This window comes from Chitinophaga sp. 22620 (genome assembly GCF_052044405.1).
GTDB lineage: Bacteria > Bacteroidota > Bacteroidia > Chitinophagales > Chitinophagaceae > Chitinophaga.
The window spans coordinates 796,945-814,539 of the sequence record NZ_JBQEMV010000004.1; the positions used below are offsets into that span (position 1 = coordinate 796,945).

Here is a 17,595-nt window from a genome sequence, read left to right on the forward strand (position 1 = left end):
TGGTGAAACGTACAACAAAATGCAGGAAAAATGTAGCCCGTCATTGCGAGGAGCGGAGGGAAACTTGTGCAGGAGCTGCGACGAAGCAATCTCACACCATGGGGCATCTCAATTCAATGCGGGAGATTGCTTCGTCGCCCTACCCGCTTTAGCTCTGCTCCTCGCAATGACGGGACTTACGCTCCATGACGGGTTCTTACAACGCGCGTTTTTCCGGCCGATGTTGGCATTTCTTCAAAATTATCATCCGAAGCGGATCGTGAACCGGGTGTCTTTTTCCCCATGTGTCTCCAGCGAAAAGTCCCAGCCGTGGTGAAGCAGTATTTCCCTCACCAGCGTGAGACCGATGCCCTGGCCGTCCGGCTTCGTGCTGTAAAAAGGGGAAAAGAGGCTGGCAGGGTCCTGTATGCCGCTGCCGGTGTCTGTTATCACCAGCGTGGCGCCATGAATGCCAAAGGAGATCTCGCCGTCACGCCCGATAGCTTCCATGCTGTTTTTGATAACATTGATCAGCACCTGTTCCAGCTGCTGACTGTCTGCCTGCACCCATACCGCCTGCACGGGCAGCCGGAAGCTGAAGCGGATATCACGCTCCGCGGCCTGCGTTTCCATCAGCAGCGCCACCTGCCTGGTGAGGGCTGAAAGATCGGTGCGCTTGCGGTCCGGCGGCGGCAGCTTCACCAGGTCTGCAAAGTTGCGCATAAAGCGGTTGAGATGCTGGTTGCGTTCGGCGGCCACTTCGAGGGCGGACAGGTGTTGGGCATTCAGCGGCTGGGCCTGGAGGGTGGAGGCGATAATGGAATTCACGGGGCCGATGGTGTTGTTCACTTCATGCGCCATCATGCGGATCACTTTGCCGTAGACATTTTTCTCTGCCGCCAGTATTTCGGCCGTCAGTTCTTCCACCATTACGAAATGCCGGGGGAAGCCCCGGTCAATAAAATGAGACTTCTGTAATTTATAGGTGTTCACCCCGTTCAGCGAAATGCTGCGGGATTCGCCGGTGCCCAGGGCCTGTACTTCTTCCAGCAGCGATGGCAGCGTTTGCAGCAGCTGCTGTGCGCGCGGGTTGGTCTGCTGCAGCTGCCCGTCATAATCGAGGATGATGATGCCCGTGGGAGAGGTCTGGATCAGCTTTTCAAGGAAAAAATGCTGCTGCTCCTGCAAGGTCCGCTCCTGGCGCAGCTGGTCGATCATCTGGTTGTAAATGCTGATGAGCTGGTCCATTTCATATTTTCCGGTGGCGATGAACTTGACGTTGAAATCCTTGTCGCGGATGGCTTCTATGCCCTGCATGAGCATTTTCAGCGGGGCGATCAGCTGGCGGTAAAGCCGCCAGGCCACCACCAGCGAAAGGGCGATGAATACTTCCGAGACGAGGAACAGCCAGCGGTTCTCACGGAAAATAAAATACGTGAGCATCAGCGCAACGCCGTGCAGGATGGTAACGAACAACAGGTATTTAGTCCTCAGCTTCATCATACGGAATGTTATATTTCTCCAGCCTGCGGTACAGCGCGCTGCGCGTTAGCCCCAGCGAAGCGGCCGCTTTGGCGATCCTGTTCTGGTGGAAGCTCATGGCCCTGCGGATCATTTCCACTTCCAGCTCTTCGAGCGTAACGCTGCCCACGCCCGGCAGCTGCAGCTGCCCTTTTTTGACGGGCGACAGCTCCAGCTGGGAGCGGAAATGCGGGATGTCCAGCTCATCGGTATGGTTCACGAGTATGGTGCGCTCGGTTAGATTTTTGAGCTGGCGGATATTGCCGGGCAGCGGCAGCTGTTGCAGCCATTTCATGGCTTCTTTTGTAACGCTGAGCTGTGGCCGGTTGTAGATCTCCCTCAGGTTCCGGATGAAGCTGTTGACCAGCAACGGTATGTCTTTCGGCCTTTCGCGCAGGGGCGGCAGGTTGATGGTGATGAGGTTAATGCGGTACAGCAGGTCTTCCCGGAAAGTGCCTTCGGCCACCATTTCGTGAAGGTTCTTGTTGGTGGCGCACACCACGCGCACGTCCACGGTTTTGGTGCGGCTGCTGCCCAGCACTTCGTAAGTTTTGTCCTGCAGCACGCGCAGCAGCTTCACCTGGCTGCCAGCGTCCAGGTCGCCGATCTCGTCCAGGAAAATGGTGCCTTTGCCTGCCATCTCGAAACGCCCGGTGCGGTCGTAACGCGCGTCGGTAAAGGCGCCGCGGATGTGGCCGAACATTTCGCTTTCGAACAGGGTGGTGGAAATGCCGCCCAGGTTCACTTTCACGAAGGGTTTGTTGCGCCGCTGGCTGTTCTGGTGAATGGCTTCGGCAATAAGTTCCTTGCCGGTGCCGCTTTCGCCCATGATGAGCACGGACGCATCGGTACCGGCCACCCGGCCGATGGTTTCGAGGATACGCAGGATGGCGGGATCTTCACCGATGATCTGCGAAAAATCGAATTGCGCATCCAGCTGCCGGCGGCTTTGCTGCAAGGCTTTTTTGCCCTGGAGATCCAGCAGGGTCTTTACGGACTGAAGGATGTTGGAATTGCTCCAGGGTTTGGTGATAAAGTCGCTGGCGCCCAGTTTCATGCCCTGCACGGCCAGCTCGATGCTGCCCCAGCCGGTGATGAGTATCACGGGAATGGTGTTGTCGAACTGTTTGATCTTTTGCAGGAGGTCCATGCCTTCCTGGCCGCTGGTGCCCAGCGAAAAATTCAGGTCCAGGAGCACGAGGCCGGGGCGGTGGCGTTGCAGGGCGGCCATGGCTTCTGCGGGATTGCCCGCCGCGCCCGCTTCGTAGCCTTCCTGCCGCAAAAGCAGCAGCAGCGAGGTTCTTACAGCTATATCGTCGTCAATGATCAGGATCATACGTTCGTAAATGTAATATTAATCTTCATGCAAAGCCACGGCCGGGTATATCTGAGCGGCCTGCCTGCCCGGGTAAAACGCGCAGATCACGACCAGGAGGTAAATGAACAGCACGGAAAGCAGGATGGCGGTGATGTATACGCCGGCGGCCATATCGAACAGGTTCAGCAAAGGGAACTGTACGGCGAAGAACACCCCGATGATGAGCGCAAAGGTAGACAGTACCAGGGTTTCGCTCACTATCTGCCCGGAAATGCTGTTGCCGGTGGCGCCCACAGCGCGCCTCAGCCCGATCTCCGCCCTGCGCCTGCTTACGTTGTACCACAACACGCCGAATACGCCCAGCGCCACGTTCACGATCAGGAAACCGCCCACCACCAGCAGCAGGATCATGGGAACGAGCGTGGTATTGTTCATATCGACGCGTTTTTCGGTCAGCCGCTCTATCTCAATGGTAGAGGTTTTCAGCGCACCGCTGAAGGTTTTGAACAGCCTGCTTTCAAAGCCCGCGTCCGCACCGGGTTGGTAAGAGATCATGACGCGGTTCATCAAGGAACTATCTCCCACACGCTGGTAGATGCCTGCTTTGAGCGGGGCGTAATCTCCTTTGTCCTTCAGCGTTTGCACCACACCCACGATGCGGTGCTGCCGGTCGCCCAGCTGTATGGTTTTGCCCAGGGCGCTTTCATTGGGGAAAAATTTTTCTTTCAGTACATCGTTGATCACCAGCGGCTGCTCCTTGCCCAGCGCATCGTTGGCGTTGAACCAGCGACCCTCCAGCATCCGGGCTTCCACCACTTCGGGGAAATGGTCGTCAACCGTATAATCATTCGTCATTTGCTGCACATTATTGTATGCAATGCTGTTACCGGAAGTGTTCATGGAAAAGGGGCTGTTGCTGCTGACGTAGGTCATCCCTTTTACTTCCGGCATGGAGGTTACACTGCGGCGAAGCGTCTGGAACACGTTGTAGAGGGAATCCCTGTTAGCGGTGCCTCCCGGCTGGCTGAAGTACGAAACAGTCAGCACGTTGTCGTACCGGAAGCCCATGGGCCTGCGGTAATTGGTATAATAGTACACGATCAGCGTGAACACGGCAAACAGCACCATGAAGGAAACGATCATTTCCAGGATCAGCAGGGCATGCTGTTTTTTCTTGTTCCAGATCAGGGTAAATAAATGCTTGAGCATATAATCTGTTTAATAAGTTTTTAATGCGGTAACCACATGCAGCCGGCTCATGCGCCAGGCGGGGTATACGCCAGACATCAGGCCGAACACCAGGCATACCAGCAGGCTGACGGCCAGCACTTTGAAATTCAGGTACAGGTATACGTCTTCCACCGCGCTGGAATTATTCCAGATGGCAAGGATGATCACGGACAGGATGATGCCGATAAGACCGCCGATCACGGTGAGGATCAGGTTTTCGACTATGAATTGTATGGCCAGGGTACCGGATGACGCGCCAAAGGCTTTGCGAACGGCTATTTCAGAAGAACGTTCCATGATCCTGCTGATATTGATGTTCACAAGGTTCAGGGTAGGCAGAAGGAGGAAGAAGAGGAGCACGAGACCAGTGTACAGCAGCAGGGTATTGAGCCCGGAGTTTTCCTGGTCGCCCATGAACAGGCGGGTGTAGCTGGCCACATACTTGTCCGCATGGCTGGATATTTTATCGTAACGGGAAGTATCTATCGGCAGCCGGCGGATGATCCCGCCGTATTCGGCCGCCATCGCGGGCAGCGACGATGCGTTTTTTCCCAGCAGGATGCTGAAATATTCGCCGTTCAGCCCTTTATCCAGCGGGTCTTTCTTAGCAAGCGTATGCGGTACGTACATGTCGCCGTAGGTGATGAACTGTGTGATGGGCACGCTTTTGACCACGCCGGACACGCGGTACCGCACGTTGTCTGTTTCAAGATATTGACCTACAACGGAAGGCACATCACCGAAATATTTTTTGCGAAGGTTCTCGGAAATGACGGCCACCTTTTCCGCGTTGTTGATCTGCTGAAGCGTATAAGGCTTGCCTTCCAGGAATTGGAAGTCGAGCACTTCCCAGAATGCATCGTCGGTGAATTTTTGGTTGATGACCAGTTTTTTATTGTTGATGTAAGTATTGCTCGGTTTGTGGAACGAAAAGATGGCCACTTTTTCCGGCGTCTTCATTTTTTTGACGTAATGGTCCAGGAAATAGAAGCTGGGCGGGCCGTTCTGGCTGAAGCCGTGTTTTTCGCCGGTAAGCCGGATAATGCTCACGTACAGGCTGCGGCCGCGCTTTGCGTCAGGATAGGAGGAGTCTACCAAGTGATCCGAAAACGCCGTGAGCACCATGATGATGGTAAGGGAAAAGCTGATGCCGAAGAGGCTGATGAAGGTAAAGAACTTCCTCCTTTTCAGCACGGCTATCGCTATTTTAAAATAGTTCTTGAGCATGGGAAAGGTTTAAAGATTATTGCACCTGCGATCCGTCGAACAAACGCACGAGGCGGTGTGTTTTGCGGGCCATGTTTTCGTCGTGGGTCACCATTACGATAGTGGTGCCTTCGTCTTTGTTCAGGCGCACGAGGATGTCCATCACGTCGTTGCCCATGGCGCTGTCCAGGTTGCCGGTCGGCTCATCCGCAAGGATGATGTTCGGCTTGCCGACGATGGCCCGGGCAATGGCCACGCGCTGCTTCTGCCCGCCGGAAAGCTGGGTGGGGAAGTGTTTCGTGCGGTTGCTCAGCCCTACCTTTTCCAGCGCTTCCAGCGCCAGCTGTTTTCTTTCTTTGGCGGAACTTTTCCGGTAGAGCAGGGGCAGCTCCACATTGTCAAGCACCCGCAGGTCGTTGATGAGGTGGTAGCTCTGGAAAATAAACCCGATGGTGCGGTTGCGGAATTGCGCCAGCTGCTTGTCGTTGAGGTGGCCGGCGGTGCTGCCGCCGATGCTGATGTTGCCGCGGGTAGGCTCATCCAGCAGTCCCATGATGTTCAGCAAAGTGCTTTTGCCGCAGCCGGAGGGCCCCATGATGGAAAGGAATTCGCCTTTGGCCACGTCGAGGTTGATGCTGTTGAGGGCCTGTGTTTCCACCGTATCTGTCCGGTAGACTTTTTCAATGTTCTGTAACTGTATCATACGTGATCTTTTTATTTTGTTCAAAATCGTATAGGGATAAATAACGCAGTTCGTAATAAGCGCCCCAGAAGTCGCGCAGCGCCATCACAAAGTCGCGCTTGGCCTGGTCTTTTTCCGCGAAGGCGATGCTGAGGTCCGTAATGCTGAGGTTGCCCAGCATGTAGCGGCTTTGCGCTATCTCGTATTTTTCCGTGGCAATGCTGTCTGCCACCGCGCTCAGCGCCACCTGGCCCTTCATCATGTCGAACAGGGTTACCTGTGTAGTAACGGCCTGTGTGAAATTTTGTTTATCCTGCTCCACTTCATACTGCGAAAATTCCAGGTTGGCTTCCGCCGTTTTGGTGCGGGAGCGCGACCGGCCCCAGTCCAGTATCGGGATAGAAAAGGCTATTTCCACCAGCTGCTGGTTCTGCGGGTTGCGGTATACTTTGGACAGGGAAGGCGAGGTGTTCGTATAGCCCAGGTTGGCGTTGAGCTTTGCGTTCAGCCCGGTTTCCCCGCGGGCTTTGGCCACATCGCGTTTTGCTTCCTGTATCCTCCGCATGTACCCGATGGATTCGGCATTGTTGGCGAAGGCTTCCGCCAGCACCCGTTCCGTCTGTACATTCATGTTGATCACCGACGGCGGCAGCTTCAGCGAGATATTTTTGGCCTGTTGCAGGCCGGTGTAGGCCCGCAGGTTGAGGCTGGCGATCTCCATGCTGCGTTTCGCGGTACCGACGGACTTCTCCGCTTTCAGCGCTTCCAGCTGCAATTGTAATATTTCATTGCGGGAAATTTTTCCCAGCGCAAATTTTTCATCGGCAATCCGTTGTATCTGCCGGGTGCTTTGCAGATTGGCCTCGGCTATCTGGTGGTTCACCTGGGCCAGCAGCAGGTCAAAGAAGTAGCCGCTGGCGGTTACGGCTATCAGCTCCATGTCTGCAATATACTGCTGGCGGCTTTCCTGGTAAAGGAGCGGTGCGATGCGCTTGTCCCACTTCAGCTGGTTGAACTGGAACAGCGGCTGGCTGTAGCCGATCGTATAGGGAATGGCGTTATAGAGGGTGGTGCTGCGGTCGAAGTCGTCGAACCGCTGGAGCTCCGTAGCGCCGTATATGCTGCCGCCGGTGGCGGTGATGCTCTGGCTGAAGGCCAGGTTGAGCGTGGAGTTGTTGTTATGGATGGGCTCAAACTTCACGGTGCCGTTGGGCTGGGTAACGGGTGTGGTGGTTTTCATGAAACCGGGCAATGTGCCGGTAAGCTCCAGCTGCGGCTGGTAATTGGAGCGGTAGGTGCGCCATTCCCAGTATTTCGTTTTCCTGACGGTGCTAGCCTGTTTGGAGGCGATAGAGCCGCTGCGCGCCATGTTCACTACTTCAGAAAGCGTAAGCGATATCGTATCGTCTACGGACTTCTCTGTGGCAGAGGCCTTTGTTGGCCTTATGGTTTCGTGCCGCGGAGTATCGGAAAGGGCATAGCTCTTTGCCGGCAGCATTGCATCGTGCTGCAAAGCATTCATGCTCACAGCAGTCTTTGTCTGCGGCACAACATCGTGCTGCAAAGCATTGGCAGGCACAATGGCCTTTGCTGGTGGGGCGGTGTAAGCTTTTGCGCAGAGTAATATGATCAGCATCCTTTTCATTTCAAGGTGATTTCGCGGGCGTTCCTGAATTGGCTCATGTCCGAGGTGATGATCACGTCGCCGGGGCGCACATTGTCTTTCAGCTCCACGTAATCGAAATTGCTCATGCCCGTATGTACCGTGCGGCGAACGGCTCTATTGCCCTGTACCACGAACACCTGCTGGCCCGAAGCCCCTTTGAACGCCGGCCCGTTGGTGATGCGCATCACGTTGCTGCCGGTGGCGGTAACGAGGAATACTTCTACTTTCAGGTTGGGCCGCAACTGCGGGTGGTGCGGTTCATCCAGCTGTATATCGAACGTAGCCGCATTGTTCTGCACGGCCGGGTACACGGTCTGGATGCGGCCCCGGATATCTTTGTCCTGTATGCGCATCACCACCGGCATGCCCACTGAAAGCTGGTTCAGGTAGCTGTCTGCAATGGTGCCCGTGGCCTTGAAGCTCCCCAGGTCTGCAATACGCGCCAGCGCTTCGCCTTCGCGCACCACCGCGCCGATGTTCTTGTTGATCCAGGTCACAACGCCGCCGCGGCTGGCGGTGACGCTGGCCTGGTCCAGTTTCCGTTTTAATTCTTTCAGCTCCTGCGCCTGTATGGCGGCGGATATTTCGGATTCGCGCATCTCCACCTTCATGGACTGTTGCTTATTACGGATCTCGTTTTCCAGCTGCACCTTTTCGAGCCGGGCCACTTTGAGGTTCATTTCTGCCTGTTCCACGTCTTCGCGCGTGCCGCCGCCGGCTTTGAACAAACGTTTGCTGTTCTCCAGGTCCGCCTGCAGCGCATTGATGCGCAGCTGCTTGATCTCGTTATTGCTTTGGAGGTCGAAATAGCTTTTATCCAGCGCCAGCCTGAGCTTGCGCAGCTCGTTCTGTTTGGATTCCAGCTGGAATTTTCCTTTCTCGTATTCGCCTTCAATGCCGGACTTGTCCAGCTTCAGCAGGCTTTGCCCGGCTTTGATGCTGCTGCCGGCATCGGCCAGCACTTCCTGGATGGACGCGTTCACCGGGCTGGTGATCACTGCTTCGAATTCGGGCAGTATTTCCCCCGCCGCGTTCAGCGTGTTCTCGATGCTGCCTGTTTCCACGGTGGCGGTAGTGATGGCGGAGCGGCTGATGGAAGGGTGCAGCAGGCTGCGGAGCAGGAACACTCCCGCTGCAAGCGCGCCGGCACAGGCCAGCAGTATGAGGAGGCGTTTTCTTTTCCTTTGTGCAACATAGGCGGCAGGAAGTTCTTTATCCATATGGCGGTTCAAAATTTATCCGCCCTGGTATTTCAATGAAAATGCCAGAATTAAGTATCTTAAAATCAGTTTGTTGTGAAAAACCGGGTGGTGAAATCTGTCCGATACCGGACAAACTTTCCGGTTCCGGAATTTAATAGCGCCCGGGCAACTGAATTCGTGCCGGAATATATTATTTTGGGACGGTCATTACATTAAATCTAAAATTCCATGTATCCAGTATTGAAAACTATGCTTTCCGCGTTATTATTCCTGATGCCCGGCAGCATGCTCGCGCAGGGGTTCCTCAAAACCTCGGGGCAGCAGATCGTTAACGAAAAAGGTGAAAACGTTTTACTCCGCGGTATCGGCCTTGGCGGCTGGATGCTCCAGGAAGGTTATATGCTGCGTGTGCCGCGGGAAGGCCAGCAGTATCGCATCAAAGAACGTATAGCCGGCCTCATTGGCGCCGAAAGAACGGAAACGTTCTACGACGCCTGGCTGGCTAATCACACCACGCGGGCGGATATTGAAGCGATGAAAAAATGGGGCTTCAACTCGGTACGCCTGCCGATGCACTTTAATCTTTACACGCTGCCGGCAGACAAAGAGCCGGTGCCCGGGAAAGACACCTGGATCGAAAAAGGGTTCCTCATGACGGACAGCCTGCTGGCCTGGTGCAGGGACAATGGCATGTATCTCATCCTCGACCTGCACGCTGCGCCCGGCGGCCAGGGAAACGATCTCAACATTGCCGACCGCGACGGCTCCAAACCCTCACTCTGGGAAGACGAGGCGCAGCAGCGCAAGACCGTCGCCCTCTGGCGCAAGCTGGCTGAACGTTACAGGAACGAACCCTGGATCGGCGCTTACGACATCATCAATGAACCTAACTTCGGATTCACCGATCCCGCGGGTGACAAGAACGGCACGAAGGAAAAAGACAACGCCCGCCTCCGCAAGCTGATGATGGAGATCACCGCCGCCATCCGCGAAGTGGATCAAAAACACATCGTGATCATTGAAGGCAACGGCTGGGGCAATAATTACAGCGGTGTGCTGCCGCTCTGGGACAAAAATATGGTGATGAGCTTCCATAAGTACTGGAACTACAACGACGATAAATCCATCGCCCACATCCTTCGTTACCGCCAGGAAAATAATGTGCCCGTATGGGTCGGCGAAACCGGCGAGAACTCCAACGTCTGGTTCACAGAGGCTATCCGCCTGCTGGAAAAGAACAACATCGGCTGGGCCTGGTGGCCGCTGAAAAAGATCGGCATCAACAACCCGCTGGAGGTAAAAAGCAACACCAATTACCAGCAGATGCTCGCTTACTGGCAGGATACTTCAAAACCAAAACCCAATGCAGACTCCGTATACCACGGCCTGATGGACCTCGCAGCGGCAACCAACTTTCACAACAACGTGATACATAAGGACGTGCTGGATGCCATGCTGCGCCAGCCTGCCAGGCCGGAAGCCATTCCGTATGCAAAGGTTGAACTGAAAGCAGGCACAGTAATCCCCGCGGTGGAATACGATTATGGTGCAAACGGTTTCGCGTATTATGATACAGATACTGCTAATTACCGCGTGTCCAACCCCAACCATACGGGGGGCAACCGCGGCGGCGCTTTCCGTAACGACGGGGTGGACATCCGGCGTGATGATACCGGCTATGCCGTGATCAACATCGCGAAAGGCGAATGGCTGCAATACACAGTAAATGTGCGGAAAACAGGCACTTACACGGTAAAGCTGCTGGTGGCCGCTGATACGGCAGGCGCAAGCATCCAACTGCTGGGCAACGGGATTCCGCTGGTTCCCGCCAAAGCGCTGGGCGGCGAAAGCGGCTGGAGAGAACTGGAAATACCCGGCGTGCCATTAAAGAAAGGCCCGCTGTCTTTCAGGGTGAGCGCTGAAGCAGGCGGCTACAGGCTGCGGGAGATCCGGTTTGAGTAAGCTGTTAAAATCATATTATAAATGATCAAATAGCGATCAACTTCCCGTGTGGAATTTGTTTTAATTGTGAATGCATACGTTTGCGCTAAACAATCAAAGCAAATTCCACTTTATGAAAAAAAAGCTACACCTTTTTTTACTGCTTCTTATTGCCCTCAAACTGCCCGCCGCGGTGATACCGGTGAGCTCGCTGCCGGCGCTGCAAGCAGCCATCAACAACGCGGTTGCGGGAGACGTGATCGTGCTGGCCAACGGCGTTTACACGGCCACGGCGGATATTACGGTCAATAAAAAAGGCACCAAAGACAAGCCCATTACCATTACCGCAGCCACGATCGGCGGCGTGGAGATCAATGGCAGCGGCGGTTTCAATCTCGTGAGCCCCGCAAGCTATGTGGTTATCCAGGGTTTTAACTTCACGCACAATGCAGGAAGGGCTAAAACGGCCAATGGCACCACCTTCTGCCGTTTTACGCGCAACATTTTCGAAAACGCGGGCGACGGGGATAATCTCACCATCTCCGGCAGCGACCATGAAGTGGATTACAACACTTTCAGGCATAAGGACGCCATGGCCCGATTCCTCGCCATCCGCGGCTCCGGCAGCCAGATCGCGCAGCGCCTTCACATCCACCACAATTATTTCTACGACCACAAGCCCCAGGGCGCCAACGGGGCAGAGAGCCTGCAGTTCGGGCTGAGCGGCCTCAGCATGTCGCTCAGCAACAGCATCGTGGAATACAACGTGTTCGAAGCGCTGGATGGTGAGAACGAAGCCATCTCCATTAAAGCCGGTGGCATCGTGATCCGCTACAACACCATCCGCGACTGTCCCGGCCAGCTTACCCTTCGCCATGGCAACCACTGCGATGTTTACGGCAACTACTTCCTCAATACGCCAGGCATCCGCATCTTCGGCGACGATCACAATGTGTTCAGCAATCATTTCGAAAATTGCAATCCCGCCATCAATATCGGCAACGGCGCCGGTGAAGTGGCCGATGGTGCGGAGCTTACCACGCACGACCGGCCGGACAGGGTGTTCATTGGATTTAATACCCTGGCAGACAACCCGGTGAACTATGTGCTGGCCAGCCGCACCAATGGGCTGGGCGCCACTTCGGTGTCGTTTGTGTACAACATCATCCAGGGAGGCGGCAATGCGGCAAGGATCTCCGGGCCGTATCCCGGTGCCGTGTGGAAAGGCAATATCCTGTACAATGTGCCGGCACTGGGCGATATGCCCGAAGCAGGCGCGGTAATGGCAAATCCGCTGCTGGCGAGGGATATCACCGGCACTTACCATCTCCAGCCCGGAAGCCCGGCTATCGGCGCGGCGGATTCCGCTTATCCCGCTGCGCTCAACGATATGGACGGCCAGCCACGGCTTCTGCCGCTGGACGCGGGGGCGGACGAGGTGTCTTCCGCACCGGTCAACGCGCGCATCCTGACAGGCGCGGAGGTTGGGCACCTTGCGGCGGCAAACAAACCCGTAGCGGGCATCAGCAGCCCGGCGGATAAAGCCATCCTGGATGGCGGCACCACACTGCCCGTGGTGGCGGAAACGGTTTCACTGACGGACAGCATCGTGCGTGTTGACTTTTATATCGATGGCGTGAAAGCAGGAGAGGCGACGGAGAAACCGTTCATATATAACTGGCAGACCGTGGAAGGTGCACATACCATCGGAGTGAAAGCAATTGGCAACAGCGGCGGCGAAAGCGATACATCCACCATCAGCGTGACAGTAAATCCCGCAGGCACCAGCGTGCGCATCACATCGCCGGTGGATAACGCTGTGCTGCAAACGCCGCTGAACCTGGCGATCGCCGTGGATGCAAACGATACCATAACAGGCATCCGCCATGTAGAGTTCTATAACGGGAATACCTTACTGGGCGCAGATTCCAGTAGTCCGTATACTTTTGTATGGAACAATGTCACGGCTTCAGCTTATACATTGCAGGCAAAGGCCGTGAACAATAACGGGAAAACAGGTATTTCCGCACCGGTGAAGATCACTGTGCAAACGCCCTCCGCCACTTCATTCGACATTACAGACAACGGCGGTGCAATCACCGGTCAATATCCCAACACCACCAAGCCTTCCGAGGATGTGCCTGCACTCATAGACAACAATACTTCCACCAAATACTACCGCAGCGGCAGAACCGCGCTGTGGGTGCGTTACGAATCCGTTGTCCCCGCCATCGTGGTGCGGTACACCATTACCTCCGGCAACGACGTGGCGGGCCGCGATCCGAAGGATTGGCAGCTGCAGGGCTCCGGCGACGGCAGCAGCTGGATCACGCTGGATACACGTAGCGGCGAAGCATTCACCGGCCGCAGGCAAACGCGTTCCTTCACCGTGGCCAACACTGCGCCGTACAAATATTATCGCCTCAATATCACGGCGAATAACGGTGAAACCGGCATCCAGTTTTCCGAATGGGAATTGTTTGAAAGAAAACAGCAAACGGTTGGGCTGGATAGTATCGGTGACCTTACCTATGGCGATGAACCAGTGGTCCTGAACGCCTTTTCCACCGCGGATCTCCCGGTTACGCTGGAAGTAGCGTCCGGTCCGGCTACGCTGCAGGATTCGTTGCTGACGGTTACAGGAACAGGCCTGGTAACGATCCGCGCCTTCCAGCCGGGCAACGGCAACTTTTTCCCCGACGATTCCACTATCACCATTACCGTGCATAAGGCTGAACAAAGCGTGTTCTTTGAAGAGATCGGCAACAAGACATACGGCGACTCCGCTTTCCGGCTGAATGCAAACGTTGCCTCACAACTGCCCGTGCATTTCAGTATCATTGCCGGTCCGGCCGTGCTGGACAGCAACCTGCTCACCATCACCGGGGCAGGAGAAGTGACCGTGATGGCGATCCAGGAAGGAAATGAGAACTACCTGGCCGATTCAACAGAGCAAACGTTTACCGTGAATAAGGCCGGCCAAACCATCACCTTCCCGGTGATCGCGCCACGCATCAAATACCAGACGGTAACCCTCGAAGCGGCGGCTTCCAGCGGGCTGCCCGTTACTTATTCACTGGTGGCCGGTTCCGGCGTGATCACGGGCAACAGGATACGGTTGACGGGCGAAGGCATCACAATAGTAAAAGCAACACAGGCAGGTAACGAAAACCTGGAAGAAGCTTCGGCAGAGCAAAGCATCCTGGTATTGGGCGCAGGGCTGGTAAAAGACCCGGTGGAGATCACCGTGTACCCGAACCCCACACCGGGCCCCGTTCGCGTAAGGCTGGACGATAAGAAGAACCGCCCCTATACGTTCCGGATCATTGACCGTATGGGCAACCAGGTGGCCACGGCGACCATTCCGCTGGGGCAAAGCACCCGCGAGATAAGCTTCGACCTCAGCAGCCGCAGGGACGACCTGTACTTCCTGCACGTAAGCGATGGACAGGGCACTACCGTGCGTTTGATCATTAAGTATTAAACAGTTATATCAATAATGCAATGCCGGGCCGGGTTTCAGGGCCTGGCATTGTTTTTCCCGCCGTAATGCATTTGTTCAACTTAAATTATGAAGTAATAAAAATTTAATATATATTAGACCTGAAAATTGTCTATTTAGCAACGCAATGCCCGAACAATCTGTCATTAAGCGGTTCGAAACCAGCTGCGTGGCCTGTGATACCTGGATCATAGCCTATAGGTCGTCCGCGTTCCCGCAAACGTATTACCTCGTTTGGTATACGGACAACTCCACGGGAGACAGGCTGCTGATGTTCAGGAAAACAGGCATTTTCGCGACAGCGGACCTTGCGCATCTTCCCGCCGAGGCAGAGGCGCGGCTTACCTCCCTTCAACATACCGACAAGACCGTCCGCTGGCTGGACCAGGTGAATGGCCTGGAGCCTTCCGTGAGCAATGTGTACGATATGGATTACATCGCCAGCGCCCTGCGCCGGAAAAAGCTCAGCCTGAAAGTGATGGACGCCTTATCCAACTTCATCGACCTCTTTGGGGATTACGCCAATTCCCTCAACACCACTGACCATTTACAGGCATTCCGAGAGCACCCGGTGATTGAAGCTTTCATTGCGCATTATTACCAGTATATCTTCTGGCCGCGCCTTCAGCGGGGAGAGAAGTTCAAAGAGCTGGAAAGGCCCGAGCTGGCGGTGGACCATCGTGCGCTGCTGGATGTGTTCCAGGAAATGCGCGGGCATTTTGAAGCGGACATCAGGGTGATGACGCCCACGGCACATTAATTTCTAAACCTGTATACCACATGGAAAATTCCAACCTGTTCGACCTGAATGTTGACGCGGAAATATCCGGTTATTTATCTGAAACCGCGCGCTGGGGGAAGTTTTTGGCGATTGTCGGGTTCATCGGCTGCGGCTTTATGTTCCTGTTTGCGATGTTCTTCAGCCTGGCGCCTGCGCAGAGCCCGTATATGGCGCAAATGGGAGACATGTATGGCACGGGAGCTGCAGCCAGCCGTTCTTTCCTGGTGATCTTTTATATATTGACGGGTATCCTCTATATTGTTCCCTGCGTTTACCTGCTGCGCTTTTCCAACAGGATAAAGCTGGCGCTCAACTCATCTGACCAGGCGGTGATGAATACAGCATTCCAGAGCCTGAAATCCTTATTTAAATTCATGGGGGTGATCACGATCATAGGCCTTGCATTTGTGGTGCTGATGTTCGTTGGTTCGTTGATAATCGGGATTTTTTACCTGAACCAATAGCAGGCTGACCGGTAAAAGAAAGAGGTTTACGCCCTGGTAACCCCGTAGCAAACCCGTATCAAACCCGTGGATAAAGGTACTTTAATACGTGCCTGTATCACTTTTGATACGGGTATGTTATTTTTTTAATGCGTTTTGCGGGCCACTTCCATCTCCAGCCTGAAACTGACTGCCAGTGTGAGCTTCCGCATGGCGATGGCCAGCTGGTTCTCTACCGTTTTGGCGGAAAGCTGCATCACATCCGCCACTTCTTTATATTTTAACCCGTATTGTTTCACCAGGATAAATACTTCCCTGCACTTCGGCGGCAGCTCGCGGATGGCTTCTTCCAGCCTGCCCATCATTTCGGTGGTGATCATCAGCTGCTCCGGATCGGGCATAAACTGCACATCGTATTCATCGCTTTCTTCCAGGGGAACATTCCTGTTCTTACGGCGCATATAGTCCACCGCACGGTTACGCGCGGCAACAAAAAGGAACACCTGCGGATTGCGCACTTCGCGCAGCGATGTCCGCTTCTGCCAGCAATGCACAAAAACGTCGTGTGTAATTTCTTCGGCAACTTCCTTATCTCTGAGTAGCGTAGCCGTATACCTGAACAATATCACGAAGAAATGATCGTAGAACCGCCGGAAAGCAATTTGATTCCCTTCTTCTGTCATTTTCCTGAACAAGGATGCAGTGTCTATCATACCGGCTGCAATTTATCATACGTAGATTACGATAAAGTTAACAAAAACCGGATATAAAAAAATTAATCCTGCCTTTGGGGGTTTTTGAATGCAGCCCTCGTCCTCTCACTGGTAAAAGGAAAATATTCTGATGAACGAACAGCTTGAACGCGTATATCTTTTAATGGCCAGGAAAGTTGCGGGGGAAGCCTCCGCAAAGGAACTGGCTGAGCTGGAAACCTTGTTGGCCCAACATCCCGGATTGCAATACACCTTCGATATGGCATCGGCGCTGGAACCGCTGCCGCGGCCTGATGACCCCGCCACGGCGGATGAGCAGGCCCGCAAACAGCGCGGCCTGCAAAAGCTGGACGAGCTGTTCAGCCACGAAGAAGAAGCGCCGGCCCGGCGGACCTTCCGCCTGCCTGTATGGGCCGTGGCCGCTTCCGCCATCTTGCTGGCCGGCATCGGCGCGCTGATCGTAAAACGCAGTATCAACAGCACGCCTGCCGGACTGGTGGAAACCGCGAAAGGCAACAGCAAAACCGAAGTGCGCCTGCCCGACGGTTCAGTAGTAACTCTCAATGCGGGCAGCCGCCTGCGTTACGACTCTGCAGCCTTGCTGTCCGGTACGCGGGAGGTAAGCCTGGAAGGAGAGGGCTTCTTCAACATCAAAGCCGATCCGCAACATCCTTTTATCATCAAGACCGGGAAGGTGGACATCAAAGTGCTGGGCACCACCTTCAATCTCAAAGCCTATCCCGGCGACAAGCAGGTGGAAACCTGCCTCTACAGCGGGAAAGTGGAAGTAAGCTACAAACACCTCGATAAAAACAAAGCCGTGGTGCTGCACCCGAAAGAACGGCTGGTGATCGATCTGCCCGCGCTGGAACAGGTTCCTTCCGCCGTGCCGTACAGGCAGGCAAAAGATATCGCCACCCGGCTCATTACGCCGAAGCCGGAAGAACTGCTGGCGGATTCTATCGCAGCTCCCGGCTGGATGCAGGGCAGGCTTGACTTTGAGGATGTCACATTCGAACAGCTGGCCAACGACCTTGAACGTTGGTACAACATAAAAATAGACATTAGGAATGAGGCGCTGCGCGGAGAAAGGTTTACCGGCAGCTTTCAGCAGAAGCCGCTGCCTGAAGTATTGCAGGCATTGCGTTACACGTTACAGTTCAACTACAGGGTCAGCGAATCGCAGCACCAGGTGGAGATCTGGTAATTATTCACTTTTCAAACAAATGCCTATGTAACAGGAAAGATACTTGTTTGTATGAAAGGCCATGAAAAAAGGGAAGTGCGGCAACACCTCCCTTATATCTGGCTGAAGAACTTTTGCCGTCTGTCGCGAAACAGGGGATGGCTTATTTATTCAACCGACAATTCAAAAATATGAAAAAAATACTTTCATGCATATTTCCTATAT

At 54.6% G+C, this 17,595-nt stretch carries 13 protein-coding genes; 5 read left to right on the forward strand and 8 right to left on the reverse strand.

Annotation, left to right across the window (positions count from 1 at the left end; genetic code table 11):
• Positions 1-243 precede the first annotated feature (243 nt).
• Genes ACTJIK_RS22570 through ACTJIK_RS22600 form a run of 7 tightly spaced genes read right to left on the reverse strand, consistent with a single transcriptional unit; the run spans position 244 to position 8,822 of the window.
• Complete coding sequence (locus tag ACTJIK_RS22570; RefSeq protein ID WP_440649806.1) at positions 244-1,482, reverse strand: sensor histidine kinase; 1,239 nt, start codon at positions 1,480-1,482, stop codon at positions 244-246.
• Positions 1,463-2,836 (reverse strand): sigma-54-dependent transcriptional regulator, encoded by a 1,374-nt coding sequence (locus tag ACTJIK_RS22575; protein WP_440649807.1) that lies wholly within the window; start codon positions 2,834-2,836, stop codon positions 1,463-1,465. Before ACTJIK_RS22575 ends, ACTJIK_RS22570 begins: the two co-directional genes overlap by 20 nt.
• Before the next feature lie 18 nt (positions 2,837-2,854).
• Complete coding sequence (locus ACTJIK_RS22580; RefSeq protein WP_440649808.1) at positions 2,855-4,027, reverse strand: ABC transporter permease; 1,173 nt, start codon at positions 4,025-4,027, stop codon at positions 2,855-2,857.
• A gap of 9 nt (positions 4,028-4,036) precedes the next feature.
• A complete protein-coding gene (locus ACTJIK_RS22585) occupies positions 4,037-5,275 on the reverse strand; it encodes an ABC transporter permease (RefSeq protein ID WP_440649809.1) in 1,239 nt (412 codons plus the stop codon).
• Between the two features lie 16 nt (positions 5,276-5,291).
• A complete protein-coding gene (locus ACTJIK_RS22590; protein ID WP_440649810.1) occupies positions 5,292-5,957 on the reverse strand; it encodes an ABC transporter ATP-binding protein in 666 nt (221 codons plus the stop codon).
• Positions 5,935-7,581, reverse strand: coding sequence for a TolC family protein (locus ACTJIK_RS22595; protein WP_440649811.1), 1,647 nt, complete (start codon positions 7,579-7,581; stop codon positions 5,935-5,937). Before ACTJIK_RS22595 ends, ACTJIK_RS22590 begins: the two co-directional genes overlap by 23 nt.
• Entirely contained in the window at positions 7,578-8,822 is a 1,245-nt protein-coding gene (locus ACTJIK_RS22600; protein WP_440649812.1) for an efflux RND transporter periplasmic adaptor subunit, read from the reverse strand. The genes ACTJIK_RS22595 and ACTJIK_RS22600 overlap by 4 nt, the downstream gene beginning before the upstream one ends.
• A gap of 210 nt (positions 8,823-9,032) precedes the next feature.
• On the opposite strand from ACTJIK_RS22600, the gene ACTJIK_RS22605 reads away from it, so the two are divergent.
• The 4 genes from ACTJIK_RS22605 (at position 9,033) to ACTJIK_RS22620 (ending at position 15,492) form a co-directional block, all read left to right on the forward strand.
• The gene (locus ACTJIK_RS22605; RefSeq protein WP_440649813.1) at positions 9,033-10,766 is read left to right on the forward strand and encodes a cellulase family glycosylhydrolase; all 1,734 of its coding nucleotides are present in this window, start codon (positions 9,033-9,035) and stop codon (positions 10,764-10,766) included.
• 112 nt (positions 10,767-10,878) lie between these two features.
• On the forward strand, positions 10,879-14,229 hold the full coding sequence (locus tag ACTJIK_RS22610; protein ID WP_440649814.1) for a chondroitinase-B domain-containing protein: 3,351 nt from the start codon (positions 10,879-10,881) through the stop codon (positions 14,227-14,229).
• A 145-nt stretch (positions 14,230-14,374) separates the two neighbouring features.
• Positions 14,375-15,007: a hypothetical protein gene (locus ACTJIK_RS22615; protein ID WP_440649815.1), complete on the forward strand. Its 633-nt coding sequence runs from the start codon at positions 14,375-14,377 to the stop codon at positions 15,005-15,007.
• A gap of 20 nt (positions 15,008-15,027) precedes the next feature.
• Positions 15,028-15,492, forward strand: coding sequence for a DUF5362 family protein (locus tag ACTJIK_RS22620; RefSeq protein ID WP_440649816.1), 465 nt, complete (start codon positions 15,028-15,030; stop codon positions 15,490-15,492).
• Positions 15,493-15,617: 125 nt separating this feature from the next.
• Here the strand turns inward: ACTJIK_RS22620 and ACTJIK_RS22625 are convergent, their stop codons facing one another.
• Positions 15,618-16,184: an RNA polymerase sigma-70 factor gene (locus tag ACTJIK_RS22625; RefSeq protein ID WP_440649817.1), complete on the reverse strand. Its 567-nt coding sequence runs from the start codon at positions 16,182-16,184 to the stop codon at positions 15,618-15,620.
• A gap of 130 nt (positions 16,185-16,314) precedes the next feature.
• Between ACTJIK_RS22625 and ACTJIK_RS22630 the strand changes: the two genes are divergently transcribed.
• Positions 16,315-17,391: a FecR family protein gene (locus tag ACTJIK_RS22630; protein ID WP_440649818.1), complete on the forward strand. Its 1,077-nt coding sequence runs from the start codon at positions 16,315-16,317 to the stop codon at positions 17,389-17,391.
• Positions 17,392-17,595: the final 204 nt, after the last annotated feature.

What these genes read in the sequence shown, in the direction of transcription:
- ACTJIK_RS22630 (WP_440649818.1), top strand. Translation starts at nt 16,315, where the DNA reads ATGAACGAACAGCTTGAACGCGTATATCTTTTAATGGCCAGGAAAGTT.
- ACTJIK_RS22610 (WP_440649814.1), top strand. Translation starts at nt 10,879, where the DNA reads ATGAAAAAAAAGCTACACCTTTTTTTACTGCTTCTTATTGCCCTCAAA.
- ACTJIK_RS22595 (WP_440649811.1), bottom strand. Translation starts at nt 7,581, where the DNA reads ATGAAAAGGATGCTGATCATATTACTCTGCGCAAAAGCTTACACCGCC.
- ACTJIK_RS22625 (WP_440649817.1), bottom strand. Translation starts at nt 16,184, where the DNA reads ATGATAGACACTGCATCCTTGTTCAGGAAAATGACAGAAGAAGGGAAT.
- ACTJIK_RS22615 (WP_440649815.1), top strand. Translation starts at nt 14,375, where the DNA reads ATGCCCGAACAATCTGTCATTAAGCGGTTCGAAACCAGCTGCGTGGCC.
- ACTJIK_RS22575 (WP_440649807.1), bottom strand. Translation starts at nt 2,836, where the DNA reads ATGATCCTGATCATTGACGACGATATAGCTGTAAGAACCTCGCTGCTG.
- ACTJIK_RS22570 (WP_440649806.1), bottom strand. Translation starts at nt 1,482, where the DNA reads ATGATGAAGCTGAGGACTAAATACCTGTTGTTCGTTACCATCCTGCAC.
- ACTJIK_RS22585 (WP_440649809.1), bottom strand. Translation starts at nt 5,275, where the DNA reads ATGCTCAAGAACTATTTTAAAATAGCGATAGCCGTGCTGAAAAGGAGG.
- ACTJIK_RS22620 (WP_440649816.1), top strand. Translation starts at nt 15,028, where the DNA reads ATGGAAAATTCCAACCTGTTCGACCTGAATGTTGACGCGGAAATATCC.
- ACTJIK_RS22605 (WP_440649813.1), top strand. Translation starts at nt 9,033, where the DNA reads ATGTATCCAGTATTGAAAACTATGCTTTCCGCGTTATTATTCCTGATG.
- ACTJIK_RS22590 (WP_440649810.1), bottom strand. Translation starts at nt 5,957, where the DNA reads ATGATACAGTTACAGAACATTGAAAAAGTCTACCGGACAGATACGGTG.
- ACTJIK_RS22600 (WP_440649812.1), bottom strand. Translation starts at nt 8,822, where the DNA reads ATGGATAAAGAACTTCCTGCCGCCTATGTTGCACAAAGGAAAAGAAAA.
- ACTJIK_RS22580 (WP_440649808.1), bottom strand. Translation starts at nt 4,027, where the DNA reads ATGCTCAAGCATTTATTTACCCTGATCTGGAACAAGAAAAAACAGCAT.